This window comes from Maridesulfovibrio frigidus DSM 17176 (assembly GCF_000711735.1).
GTDB classification, from domain to species: Bacteria; Desulfobacterota; Desulfovibrionia; order Desulfovibrionales; family Desulfovibrionaceae; genus Maridesulfovibrio; species Maridesulfovibrio frigidus.
This window is the reverse complement of record NZ_JONL01000011.1, coordinates 1-12,026: the sequence shown is the minus strand read 5'-3', so window position 1 is coordinate 12,026 and position 12,026 is coordinate 1. Positions and strand designations below refer to the sequence as shown.

The 12,026-nt window shown below is 45.5% G+C and carries 16 protein-coding genes; 15 read left to right on the top strand and 1 reads right to left on the bottom strand.

Annotation, left to right across the window (positions count from 1 at the left end; all coding sequences use genetic code 11):
- Positions 1 to 113 precede the first annotated feature (113 nt).
- Positions 114 to 1,613 carry a tetratricopeptide repeat protein gene (locus tag BR06_RS0117570; RefSeq protein ID WP_051677177.1) on the top strand — a complete coding sequence of 500 codons (1,500 nt, stop codon included), beginning with the start codon at positions 114 to 116 and terminating at the stop codon, positions 1,611 to 1,613.
- Positions 1,614 to 2,031: 418 nt separating this feature from the next.
- Here BR06_RS0117570 and BR06_RS0117560 read toward each other — a convergent pair whose 3' ends face one another.
- Positions 2,032 to 2,706 (bottom strand): hypothetical protein, encoded by a 675-nt coding sequence (locus tag BR06_RS0117560; protein ID WP_031485412.1) that lies wholly within the window; start codon positions 2,704 to 2,706, stop codon positions 2,032 to 2,034.
- Positions 2,707 to 2,921: 215 nt separating this feature from the next.
- Between BR06_RS0117560 and BR06_RS0117555 the strand changes: the two genes are divergently transcribed.
- The 14 genes from BR06_RS0117555 to BR06_RS19425 form a co-directional block, all read left to right on the top strand.
- Complete coding sequence (locus BR06_RS0117555; RefSeq protein ID WP_031485410.1) at positions 2,922 to 3,257, top strand: hypothetical protein; 336 nt, start codon at positions 2,922 to 2,924, stop codon at positions 3,255 to 3,257.
- Positions 3,257 to 3,697, top strand: coding sequence for a DUF5675 family protein (locus BR06_RS19945; RefSeq protein ID WP_051677120.1), 441 nt, complete (start codon positions 3,257 to 3,259; stop codon positions 3,695 to 3,697). Before BR06_RS0117555 ends, BR06_RS19945 begins: the two co-directional genes overlap by 1 nt.
- 2 nt (positions 3,698 to 3,699) lie before the next feature.
- Positions 3,700 to 4,287, top strand: a complete 588-nt coding sequence (locus BR06_RS0117545; RefSeq protein WP_031484434.1) for a hypothetical protein — start codon at positions 3,700 to 3,702, stop codon at positions 4,285 to 4,287.
- Complete coding sequence (locus BR06_RS0117540; protein WP_031484432.1) at positions 4,284 to 6,200, top strand: portal protein; 1,917 nt, start codon at positions 4,284 to 4,286, stop codon at positions 6,198 to 6,200. The genes BR06_RS0117545 and BR06_RS0117540 overlap by 4 nt, the downstream gene beginning before the upstream one ends.
- Positions 6,175 to 6,495, top strand: coding sequence for a capsid staple protein (gene gp10 / locus BR06_RS0117535; RefSeq protein WP_031484430.1), 321 nt, complete (start codon positions 6,175 to 6,177; stop codon positions 6,493 to 6,495). Before BR06_RS0117540 ends, gp10 begins: the two co-directional genes overlap by 26 nt.
- Positions 6,488 to 6,718 carry a hypothetical protein gene (locus tag BR06_RS0117530; RefSeq protein ID WP_031484427.1) on the top strand — a complete coding sequence of 77 codons (231 nt, stop codon included), beginning with the start codon at positions 6,488 to 6,490 and terminating at the stop codon, positions 6,716 to 6,718. The genes gp10 and BR06_RS0117530 overlap by 8 nt, the downstream gene beginning before the upstream one ends.
- Positions 6,719 to 6,727: 9 nt before the next feature.
- A complete protein-coding gene (locus tag BR06_RS0117525) occupies positions 6,728 to 7,681 on the top strand; it encodes a hypothetical protein (RefSeq protein ID WP_031484426.1) in 954 nt (317 codons plus the stop codon).
- A gap of 9 nt (positions 7,682 to 7,690) precedes the next feature.
- Positions 7,691 to 8,704 (top strand): N4-gp56 family major capsid protein, encoded by a 1,014-nt coding sequence (locus BR06_RS0117520; protein ID WP_031484423.1) that lies wholly within the window; start codon positions 7,691 to 7,693, stop codon positions 8,702 to 8,704.
- 14 nt (positions 8,705 to 8,718) lie between these two features.
- Positions 8,719 to 9,231, top strand: coding sequence for a hypothetical protein (locus BR06_RS0117515; RefSeq protein ID WP_031484421.1), 513 nt, complete (start codon positions 8,719 to 8,721; stop codon positions 9,229 to 9,231).
- Positions 9,231 to 9,887, top strand: a complete 657-nt coding sequence (locus tag BR06_RS0117510) for a phage adaptor protein (RefSeq protein ID WP_031484420.1) — start codon at positions 9,231 to 9,233, stop codon at positions 9,885 to 9,887. The genes BR06_RS0117515 and BR06_RS0117510 overlap by 1 nt, the downstream gene beginning before the upstream one ends.
- Complete coding sequence (locus tag BR06_RS0117505; protein ID WP_031484418.1) at positions 9,880 to 10,509, top strand: hypothetical protein; 630 nt, start codon at positions 9,880 to 9,882, stop codon at positions 10,507 to 10,509. Before BR06_RS0117510 ends, BR06_RS0117505 begins: the two co-directional genes overlap by 8 nt.
- A gap of 11 nt (positions 10,510 to 10,520) precedes the next feature.
- Positions 10,521 to 10,982: a phage tail fiber protein gene (locus BR06_RS0117500; protein ID WP_031484417.1), complete on the top strand. Its 462-nt coding sequence runs from the start codon at positions 10,521 to 10,523 to the stop codon at positions 10,980 to 10,982.
- A 2-nt stretch (positions 10,983 to 10,984) separates the two neighbouring features.
- Positions 10,985 to 11,287, top strand: coding sequence for a hypothetical protein (locus BR06_RS0117495; RefSeq protein WP_031484415.1), 303 nt, complete (start codon positions 10,985 to 10,987; stop codon positions 11,285 to 11,287).
- Positions 11,284 to 12,026, top strand: a 743-nt coding sequence (locus tag BR06_RS19425) for a hypothetical protein (RefSeq protein WP_034603140.1), incomplete at its 3' end; no start/stop codon positions are given. The genes BR06_RS0117495 and BR06_RS19425, both read left to right, overlap by 4 nt.

The window sequence follows — 12,026 nt, the reverse complement described above, 5'->3', positions numbered from 1 at the left end:
TTTTATGTCCTTTCATATTAAAATAAAATGTTTGCCGTTGAACAACGTAACTATATTTTGAATGATATTAAAATGCAAAATAACCTAGATAGTTTTTGATTGGAGTAAATAGCATGATGGGATTATGGGATAAAGTATATAATTGGTTTTGGGCTTTACCTAATGCAGAAAAGATTTCTTTTTGGGGAGTCTTAATTCCAACTTTAGGTCTGATTGCTGGCTTTATTGCTTGGCTTTTGAGCAAGCGTAACAGGAAAGAAAGCGGTTCATCTGTCAATATCACTGTCACCTCTCCCCCAAAAGAAGACTCTGGGGCTCTTGCAGAAAAAATTTATGATCGCCTCGAAAAGACAGAGGGGCAACTCAACGAAGCAACTCAAAGTCTCCAATCCAAAGACGAAGAAATCCGCGCCCTGAAAGATGCTGTTGAAGGCTTGCGAGAATTAGAAAAGCACGACGAGACAGCTCAACTTGCAGACGAAGCAGAACGTGAACTTCTTACGGGTAATCCAGCCAAGGCAAAGGATTTATTTCGTAATATCGCTGAAAATAAATTTAAGAAATCAAAAGAAACTGATGCACAATCCCAAGCAGAGAAAATTGAATCAGCTCATGCTTATCGACGTTTAGGCGCATTGGCATTTAGAAATGACACACATAATGCCCTTGAAGCCTATCAAAAATCTGTTGAACTTGATCCAGATAATGCCGATGGCTTGAATAAATTAGGGCGTTTGCTGAGACGACTCGGAAAATTAAATACAGCTGAAGAATACTATCTGAAAGCTCTAAAAATTAATGATGAGCTAGGACACAAAGAAGGCATGGCCAAACAATACTGTAATATCGGAATTATCCGCGAAATTCAGGGGGACCTTAAGGGAGCTGAAGAATACCATCGGCAATCTCTGAGAATTGAAGAAGAGCTAGGACACAAAAAAGGCATGGCTGCGGATTACGGCAACATCGGCAACATCCGTCAAATTCAGGGCGACCTTGTTGGAGCTGAGGACTATTATCTAAAATCTCTGAAAATTAATGAAGAGATCGAGCGCAAAGTAGGTATTGCCATTCAATGCAGCAACCTTGGACTCATTCGTAAAATGCAGGGTGACCTTGTTAAAGCTGAGGATTACTTTCTAAAATCTCTGAAAATTAACGAAGATCTAGGACGTAAAGAAGGCATTGCTACGAATTTATGTAACCTCGGCACCATCCGTAAGACGCAGGGCGACCTTGTTGGAGCTGAGGACTATTATCTAAAATCTTTGAAAATTAACGAAGCGATGCAACGCAAAAAAAGTATTGCTATGGATTATGGAAACCTTGGCAATATCCGCCAAATTCAGGGTGATCTTGTTGGAGCTGAGGAATTTTATCTGAAATCTCAGAAAATCAACAAAGAGCTGGGCCGCAAAGAAGGCATGGCTGCGGATTGCTGCAACTTCGCCAACATCCGCAAAACCCAGGGTGACCTTGTTGGAGCTGAGGAACTATGGAGCAAGGCTCTAGCTCTTTATAAAGAGATGGGCGCAGCTCCAATGATTGAAGACATTCAGTGTCGATTGGATGAGCTTCCCACCAGAAAGATATGTCAAAATTTCAATATCTAAACAGAAACAAAAGTGCACCAAACTCATCGCCCCTAATAGTCACTGGGACGTTTTCTCTTTTCCGTTTCCCCTCCCTTGACACAAACCGCATTTTCTAGCTTTATTTTTTCAGGAACTTCAACACTCCTTAACTAGCAAGCTGTATCAACTCCCGATAGTTTTGCGGCTTTTTTGTGTCTTGTGTCCATCACTACAGAACAAATGCTCTATGTCCTAGAATATCTGAAATTGCAGATAGCAAGTTTCGGAGGCAATGCCATCGACCCCCCCCCCCCACGATCGGAGAAATCTCGGAAGGCGGCAAGGGCTATGTGGGATAGGGTAAAGGGGGTTGGGAAGTAGGGTAAGGATGAGTTAGGAATTGGAGATGATATTAAATGAAACACCCCGCGGGAGCGGGGTGCCTTTATCGAAGAAATTATTTTTGTTTATTTACTTTAGCTTTAACTACTACTTGGTTCATTCTATCTTCTTCTATCTCGTAGCCTCGCTTTGGAAGTTCTTCAAGAAGATAATATCTTAATCCATAGTTGCCATCAAAAATATTTTTTTCTTCCAATATTTTTACTAAATCAACAGAATCTATAGGATCTTTTTTGTCTTTTCTCCAAAGTGCAAAATTATAAATAACGATTAGTGACCTTGGCTCTAAATATTCTCTATTCGAAGAATTGGGTGGCTTTATCCCTTTGTAATAGTCTATACTTGAAATATTATGCATATTAAGAATTAAATAAAATTGATGTCTCCAATGCTCTTCAGATTCTTCACAGACAGTTTTATATTCTTCTAATTTAATTGTGCTTTTTAATTTTTTGTAATTTTCAATTAGTCGTGCTGCTGTTAACCAATTTAAACGATTTGCCTCTGGAGGTATATTTACCTTCCCATTAGTGAGTGCGTTATACGCTCGTTCAAGAGCTCTCACTGCGCATGAGCTTATTTCACTGTCTCTTTTTGTTATATTAGATTTTCGTATGTTATTGTATGACAAATACAGTGCCACTGCCGCAATTATCACGCTAAAACTTTCCGGATTTAGCAATGGAAATATCATACTTTTAGCTTCGATTATTAAACTTGTACTGTTCATATTATAATTCTCCTAGTCTTTCTGTACAAATACTCCTCCCCAATACCCTGTCAACCCTACCTTCACTGATCCCTGCTGATCTGTGGCGATCTCTCACGTCCTCACTCCAAAACCCCATGTTACTGATTTCATAAGCGTGGAGGCTTTGCTTTCCTTCTAATCCTCGTGTCGTCCGTCTCGTACCTTTGGGGGCGGACGGCAAACCGGAGTTTGCTGTGAGTGATCTTAGTCCAGAACAAAAGAAAGAGATATCTGAAGCCGTTACTGAAGGCATCATTGTCGCCATGCAGAAGACAGGCACTTGCACGTGCAATCTTGAGCCGGAAGCGGCCAAGGAAGTCGGCACGCTCATGGACATGGTGCGTGATCTTGGTGACGGCAATCATTGTCAGGGCGTTAAGGCTATGCGTGCTCATCACGGTGCTATCGGTATCATGCTTGAAGGTCGCAAGGCGTTTTGGCGTGCGGTTGTTAGGGTTGTTGCAACTGGCGGCATTGGCTTCGTGGGTATGGCCTGTTGGGAGTGGTTCAAGGTCAAGGCGGCTAAGTAATGAAAAATTTACCTCCTCTTGACGCTTTTATCGTGCGTCGCCCCAGTACTGAACAAGGAACTATCGGCGTTCTGACTATTCCGGAAGTGAATTTCAAATGCTTCACCATCGAGCTTCCCTGGCTTGATAATGCAAACGGTATTTCCTGCATTCCAATCGGTATTTATAAACTCATCCTTCGTTGGTCAGATCACTGGAAAAGCTATGTTTACCAGTTTGTCCGTGTGCCTGATCGCTCAGCGGTGCAGGTTCACTGGGGCAATGTTGCAGGTGAAAAATCTAAGGGCTTCAAATCTCATTCTAAGGGTTGTGTGCTTTTAGGCTCAGTGGTTTGTCAGATCTGGGGCCAGCTCGCTGTCGGTAATTCCAAAAACACTTTTCGCAAATTTCTGGCCGCTACCTATGGCCGGGATCTGTTGCTCGAAATTCGGGAGGCTTAGTCATGGCTGATGCAGGACTGTTTGATATTATCGGTTCATCCTTGCTGGGTATCGGAACCGGCGGCATAGCGACCATCGCTCAAAACATTTTTGGCGGTATTTCCGGTTGGATCACTGAATGGCAGAAGCGCAAAACAATTGAGCTTCAGCACAAGCAAGAAATGGTGATGGCGGATAAGCAGATTGAAGTCATGCGTGTTGAAGGCGAAGTCGCTGTTCAGCAAGCGCGTGAAGAACGGGCCATGACTGAAACCATAATCGACGGCCAGAATTACCAGCAATCCTTGCTGCATGACAGCGCAACCTATTCTCGGGGCAAAGAGAAGACTTGGGCAGATTTTCTGCTGGTTGTTGCGGACTTTGTGCGGGGCATCACGCGCCCAACTATGACCGTATTTCTATGCTGGATAACATGGTCTACATATCAACATTTCACAGGCTACTTGGCCGAATCCAATGTGCTGGTTAGCAGCGATACAGCAAATGAGATGGTTCGTTACATCGTCATGAATACCGTTTTCATGTCCAGTTCTGCTGTGGGTTGGTGGTTCTCTTCCAGACCTTCGAACAAGGCTAAGGCTGCGGCATGAGCCAGAGTTTAGGAACGTTCCTTAAAGGTCTGTTTACCAAGGCCGAAGCCGCTAGAAAGGATAAAGAAGCGGTTTGGGCCTTGGATTACTTGCAGGAAAAGGGCGAGTACAGTCCGAAAGAGATGGAGAAAATCAAGCGTAGCAAAATGTTTGTTCCGGCTACCAGAGTCAAAATGACAACGGTTCGTTCGCAGCTTATGGATTTGCTTTTTCCTTCTTCCGGTGAACGCAACTGGGGACTTAAGCCTTCACCAAATCCGGAACTTCATCCAACGGTTATTGAGAACTATCGTAATCAGGCTTTGCAGAATGGTCAGGAACTTTCAGATGATGACATTGAATCCTTTGTTGAGAAGCAGGCAAAAGCATCCTCCGATGCAATGAGTAATGAGATTGCTGACCAGCTGGTTGGTAGTGGCGATCGTCAGTCATACCTTTCGGTTTGTAAGAGCGTAATCAATCAGAAGCTTAAATATGGAACCGGAATCCTAAAAGGGCCGCTTGTCCGTGAAGAATTCAGAGATGGGTACATTATCGATGAGGATGGGACGTGGACGCTTGAGAAGTCGCAGGTAAAAGAGCTGCGCCCGTTTTATGAAGCTGTTTCAGTCTGGAATATCTACCCTGATCCAAATGCTACGGATGCTCTGAGCTGTGAATATGTGATTCAGGATCACGTCTATAATCGTCAGGAAGTGCGCGATTTAAATGATTACCCAGGCTTTAAAGCTAAGGTCATAAGCCAGTATCTTCGCGATAATCCCGATGGCGATCTGGATGCAAAATCTTCATACCGTATCAGAAACGATAAAACTGGATCCGGCCGCAAGATCGAGAACCGTTACCGTGTGTATGAATTCTGGGGAACTCTCAGCGGTGAACAGTTGCAGAGTGCGGGAGTCGAAATTCCCGAAGAGGATCTTGCAGAAATTTTCCCAGCCAATATCTGGATGATTGGCGACAAAGTTATCAAAGCGGTCATTAATCCGCTTGAAGGCGCAACTATTCCTTACCAGTTCGATTACTTTGTAGAAGACGAAGATTCTATATGGGGTGACGGATTGCCTACTTTGCTACGCCACCCTCAGAAAGCTCTCAATTCATCCATGCGGATGTTGATTGATAATGCTGCTGTTTCCTGCGGTCCTCAAGCTGCGGTTAATGCTTCTGCCTTCATGCAGGGCGAAGACTTCCGCGACATTCATGCTTTCAAAGTCTGGCCTTTCAAATCCATCGAAGATGCCCGTAACGCGGTCCATTTCTGGTCAATGCCTTCTTATACGAATGAGCTGCTTGGTCTTGTGCGTGTTTTCAACGACATGGTTGATGATATGTCTGTTCCCCGTTTTATGTCCGGTGACGGTTCCCAGATGAGCGGAGCCGGCAAAACTGCGCGTGGCCTTTCCATGCTTATCGGAGCAGCGCACCAGATTTTAAAGGATCTGGTCAAATCATTTGATGAAAACATCACCCGTCCGTTTTTCCGCAAAATGTATTTCTGGAACATGCAGTTCAATGAACGCAGGGATATCAAGGGCGACTTTGAAATCATTGCTACAGGCTCCTCGGTGCTCATGGCCAAAGAGGTTCAGCTTGAAAGGATGCAGTCCATTCTAGCCATCACCGACAATCCCAGATTCGAGGGCTGGGTGGATGATGAGCGTCTTATCAAAGAAATTTTCAGCAATCTTGAATTGCCCGAAGGCATTCTCAGAAACACTAAGGAACGAGAAAGCTGGGAAAAGGAAAATGCCATGCAATCAGCCAGAGCAAACATAGGTGCGCTTGTTGAAGAGATGCAGAAGCAAGGCATGGATGTTCCGCAGGGATTGCTTCAAACGCTTCAGCAACAAGTTGGGCAGGTGATGCCCGAACAGGGAGGGCAGAATGAAGCTAGTGGATTTGCGGCGTAAGCCGACCAAAGAAAAACCGGATTCGAAACCGGTTGCTGTTTCCGAAGACGATTTTCCATATGGGCTGAGGATTCATCTTGAAGACGAATCTGTCACCAAGCTTGGGCTGAAGGTCAAGGACATCAAGGTCGGCTCAACTATCAAGCTTCAAGCCGAAGCTTATGTGTGCGGGATAAGTGCTCAACCGGATGGCAAAGGAAAAAGGATTGAATTGCAGCTCGTGAAGATGGGTATCGGTTCGGATGGAAGTTTTGAAGATGGCTTTAAAGAGGGATCGGAGAGTGAAGATGGATAGCCGTGAAGTTCTTGCTGAGCTGAATGAGCTTGGGACCGGTAAATCTATCCGGCTGATTAAACAATTTTTAGAGCTGAAAATTTTAGAGGAAAAGGACTCCCTTGTAACGGCTGCTGTGGACAAGGTTCCGCAGACTCAGGGCAAAATTCAAGGGTTGCAGGAAATTTTAGATGATCTGACTCCGGTTCCGGAAACTGGAAAGAGTCAAGACGCATATTCGTAGGAGGAAGTGATGGGAAGCGAAGATCTACACGCAAAGGATGAAGTAGTTGAACAGGACGAAACAACAGAGTCGGAAGAATTTGAGCAAGGTTTCACGGAAGCTGAATCTGCTTCTGAATCTTTGAATGATGATTCTGAAAACGACCTTGATGATGGGCATGACGGTGATGCCCAGTCAGAAGAAATGGACGACGATGATACGTCCGCTTCAGACCAGAGCTTATCCGAAGAGGATGAATCCGGCAGTGTGCAGGATTCTGCGGACACAGGCGATGAAACTTCCGAAGGTGATTCTCTGGCTGAAGGGCGCGATGTTCTTGACCGCTACTTCAATGATCAAACGGGAACTGCTGGTGGCGAAGATCCGCAAACACTAGCTCTGGTCGATCCTGATGAAGATATAGCTGATGATGTGAAGGATATCCTGCGGGTTAATCCTGATTATGAAAAGATCCTTTTGGAGGATTCCGATCAGGGAAAACGAATTAGAGCGAACCTGCATGAATTCGGAGCTGAAGCAGCTGTTCCTATGCTGGAGTCTATTTGGCAGTCGCAGGAAGTTTCAGCAAGGATTGATGCCGTTACTCGCAGCCATGAGCAGGATGAACGCAAGAATCACTTTGCGAAAGTAGGCAAGGCTCATCCTGATTATATGGAACTTGTCGCTGATCCTGCAAAGAAAGAGGAACTCGGGAAGTTCACTAGTAACGTTACCAGTTGGATTGAAACTCTTCCTTACAAAGAAGCACAACTGGCTTTTAAAGTAACAAAATCCGGCAGTGCTTCAGAAGTGTCCGAACTGTTGACCAAGTATAAAAAAGCAACTTCCGGAAAGGTGGATAAGGTTGATCGGAATAAAGCCGCAGCCGTTATTGCCGTTCCCGGTAAACGTAAAGGCTCGCCGCCATCAAAGCCGGATTCTAATGATTTCGGTGCTGGTTTTGATGATGCAGCTGATAAGTAGGAGATCAAAATGGCTTTAACTGAATATGGAGATATCAGCCCCAGAACTGCTGGTTTTGCAGTACCTGGATTTTTGGAAAGGGCTTCACATTTTAATATTTTCGGTATGTTCGGGCAGTCTCTTAAAATGCCTCAGAACAAAGGGCAGACCATTAAATGGCGTAAATATAATGCGCTTGCTCCAGCTCTTACTCCGATTGTTGAAGGTGTTACCCCTGCCGGTAAAAAGCTGAGCAAGACAGACGTTACCGCTGTTTTGAAACAGTACGGTGATTATATCGAACTCACTGATGTAATCGAAGATACTCACGAGGATCCAGTCCTTAGTGAGTCCATGGATATTCTCGGTGAACAGGCTGGAGTTACTCTTGATATGGTTTTGGAAGGAATCCTCAGAGGCGGAACAAATGTAATTTATTCCGGTGGAACTGCTCGAAACGCTGTCGTCAAGCCAATTACTAAAGGGATGCAGCGTCTGGCTACTCGCGCACTTAAAAAGCAGAGAGCCGGAAAGATCACCAAGGTTCTTAGTTCCACCGTCCATTACGGAACAAAACCCGTTGCCGCTTCATATATTGGGATCACTCATTCTGATTGTGAATCTGACATTCGGGATTTGCCAGGATTTGTTCCTGTTGAAGAATACGGCCAGCTCACTCCTTATGAAAACGAAATCGGCAAGGTGGAAGATACCCGCTATGTGGTTTCCACTTCCATTGAACCTATTGTCGATGCCGGGGGCTTAAAAGGAGCTTCAGGCAGTGACATGCTTTCTGAATCCGGTACAAACGCTGACGTATATCCCATCTATATCATTGGAACCAATGCCTACGGTGATGTTGCTCTAAAGGGCAAAGATTCCATTGTTCCGAAAGTCGTTAATCCAAAGACTCCAAGTAAAAGCGATAAGCTGGGCCAGCGCGGTCACGTAGGTTGGATTACCTATTACACCGGCGCAATTTTGAATGACGCCTGGATGATTCGCCTTGAAGTGGCAGTAACAGAAACACCGTCTGACAGTTAAGAGGAATGAATATCATGGCTGGTAAAAATGAAAGTGAAAATTTGGCAAAAGAGGCTACTAGTGCGAAGGCGCAAGAGACTCCCGTTAATTCTGAAGCCGATGATCTGAAAAAGCAACTTGCTGAAGCAAAAGCCGCATTGAAAACTGCTGATGAAGAAAAGGTAAAACTCGAAGGCGATCTTGATCTGGAAAAGAAAGCGCGTGAAGACGCAGAAGCTGAAAACCGCAAACTTGATGACCACGTTGCCAAGCTCGAAGGCTCCGAAATGGAACGCCAGAAAGCGGAAGAAAAAGTGAAGATCGTCATTGCGGAAGGTGAAGGCTCAGAAGGACGGGATGATGTCTTTGTCGGTGTGCAGGGTATTTCATATCAAATTAAGCGTGGCGTTGAGGTGAAAGTACCCAAATCCGTTTACAAGGTTCTGACTGATTCTGCCTCAACTGTTTATGAAGAAAGCGGTGACGGAGAAGATATCGAATATACTGCCCGTCCAGTTCCCCGTTTCAATATAAAGGTTGTGGAATAATGATTGCCGGCGAAGCTGTTAGAGATATTCGCATAGCTCTGCACGACCCTGACTGTGTGCGCTTTAGTGATGATGTGTTGCTACTGCATCTCACTCGCGCACAGCGTCAGGTCGTTATGATTCGGCCTGATTCAAACTCTTGCGTAGAGCGTGTGAAGTTGGAAGCGAATTCAACTAAACAGGAAGTTCCTGACCAGGGCCGGTTTATCGGTCTGGTCAGGAACGTAAAAGCGGATGGCTCTCCTGGAACTGCAATTACGTCCGTTGATCGTTCTTCGCTGGATGATTCAAATCTGCTCTGGCACATGGATCCACCTTCCGAAATTATCGACAACTACGCTTTTGAAGAGAAAGTGCCGACTGTCTACTGGGTAACGCCGCCACCTGCTGAGAATGTTCGGGTTGAACTCGAATATTCACGCAGGCCCGGTCCGCTTACTCACGGTGAACAGGACATGGAGTTGTCGGATATCTTCCTTGGGCCCATCGTAAATTACGTTCTCTATCTGTGTTTGGCTGTTAACAGCACTTCACCAACTAACTGGCAGAAGGGCATGGATAATCTACGTCAGATGTACGTTTCTCTTGGTGAAGAAGCCAAGGCGCGTCTACTCATGAGTCCAAACGCAAGCAAGCAGGGTGGCGGCAATGGTTAAATTGCTTACTGTCGGCTGGCGTGAATTTTTGCCACTGGCTCAACCTGCCCTGTCTCGCTGTCCAGTTCCTCAAATCATTTCAGAGCTCAGGAATTCAGCAATCAAATACTGCAAGCAAACGCGAGTCTGGAGACATGTTTCAGACCTGATGGATGTCTACAACGGTGAGTGCCGCTATGTGTTTGTGACTCCTCCTGATGCAACTGTAGCTGATACTTTAGAAGTCCGTTTCAACGATTATTCACTGCTTGAAATGGATGACAGAATTGTACGCGATGAACCCGGTGTACCCGGCTACTATCAAATTGAAGAACCGGGTTTTGTCCGTCTGATTCCATGTCCGCGTGAAGATGCAACCGCCATGCTCCAAACTGTGAATGCTCTTGCTCCGTCTGTTACGGCCGCAACCTGTCCGAAGTTTCTTTTAGAGACTCACGGACTGGCCATTGCTGCGGGAGCCAAAGCCGAACTCATGCTTGTTCCCGATAAAGGGTGGTCAGATCCGGCCAGATCGCAGGTTGAACAGCGCAAGTTCGATGGAGCTATGGCTGAGATTAGAGTCAAAGAAATGCGTGGCGGAACCAATAAAAAGCTTGAGATGCGCAGTGGAAATTACTTTTAAGGAGAGGTTTAATGGATACCTGTAAGTCAACTTATCTGAAAGACAAACTGGCTGGTCATGTTCTCAAAGGGGTTGTTTATCAGCCTCCTGAAAAGGTCTATCTGGCTCTTTTTTGTTCTGGAATTATCGAGACAGATTCCGAAGCTGTGAAACTTCAAAAGAACGGGGCTATTCTGGCCGCTCTGCGTATGGGCGATCTGGTCGGAGCTAAGGAACTTTCGTTTGATTCAAACTACGAACGGCAGCAGATCATTTTCGGAACTGAACCAGTTAACGGCAAGCTTCTAAACAGTGATGAAATCCGCTTCCCTCAATTCACTGATGATGCCGGTTTTGTCTCGCATTTCGCTGTCATGGATTCGTTCTCTGATGGCAATGTTTTGTATTTTGGGCAGTTGGAGCTGGGCCGCCTTGTTTACATGGGTGACACCTTCCATGTGCGTCTTGAAACCCTTTCTATTGAGGACGGTTAGTTTTGATTCTGTCTGGATGCATAGGCGGCCATGGTGTTGCTGAGTTCAGTTTCGGGGGTGGTTTCTGCCATTTTGAAGCTGAAGGTTCGGGCAAGGCTATGAGTCGTTCAACTACAGAACTTACAGGATCACTTGAACTTTTTGATACTGGTCATTGTGAAAGTGAATCATCCATTTCAACGCAGTCCGTCCATACTCTGATGAAGATCGGAGATATTTATTCTGTCAGTTCTGCTTTCTCAGATTCGCTGGTTAAGCGGCAGGGGATCGGGCCGGCAATTACTTTTGAGGGGAAGAGTTTATGATAAGTCTTAAAAATCTGGCGGAGAGTTTCATCACTTCCGCTATCTCGGATACAGCAACGGAAATCACGATTCCCGCCGATCATGCTGATCTGTTTCCAAGCTTGCTTGCTGGCGATCATTTTAGATGTGCGCTGGTGAATCCTGCAACGAGTGCGGTTGAATGGATTAACGTGACGGCTCGTAACGGGAACGTGCTGACTGTCTCCCGTGGCGAAGAGTCCGTTACTGCTATGCCGTTCCCTGTAGAAAGCCGTATCCATTTAAGGATGACCGCTGCGACTTGGGAAGAGATGGCCAGTGAATGCTGGATGCGTCCCAAGGATCAGAGCGGAGAAGCCGTGATTCCGCAGTTTATTGATTCGACTCATTTTTCAGTAGCCGGTGATTACACGGACTTTTTCAAAACAAACAGAGCAATCAAATCTTACCCGAACTTGTCAGTCGGTTTTGTAGAATCTGCCATTTTCGCGGATGATAAGACCACTGTAAAAGTAATTGAAATGGTTGTGCCGGATCCGCTCAGTCACATTGAAGCAGGTCTTGATCCGGACGCACTGGCCAAACGTACTCTCTCAAATGAAGAACTGCTCGGGTACATGACTCCGGTTCCCGTAATTACAATGGAAGCTTTAGAAGTGGATGGCGGAACATTGGTACATGGAACAATCAGCCATCCTGTTGCCGGTAATGCATATCCGGATTTAACTGAATTTCAATTTTCTCTGCCGGATAATGTCAC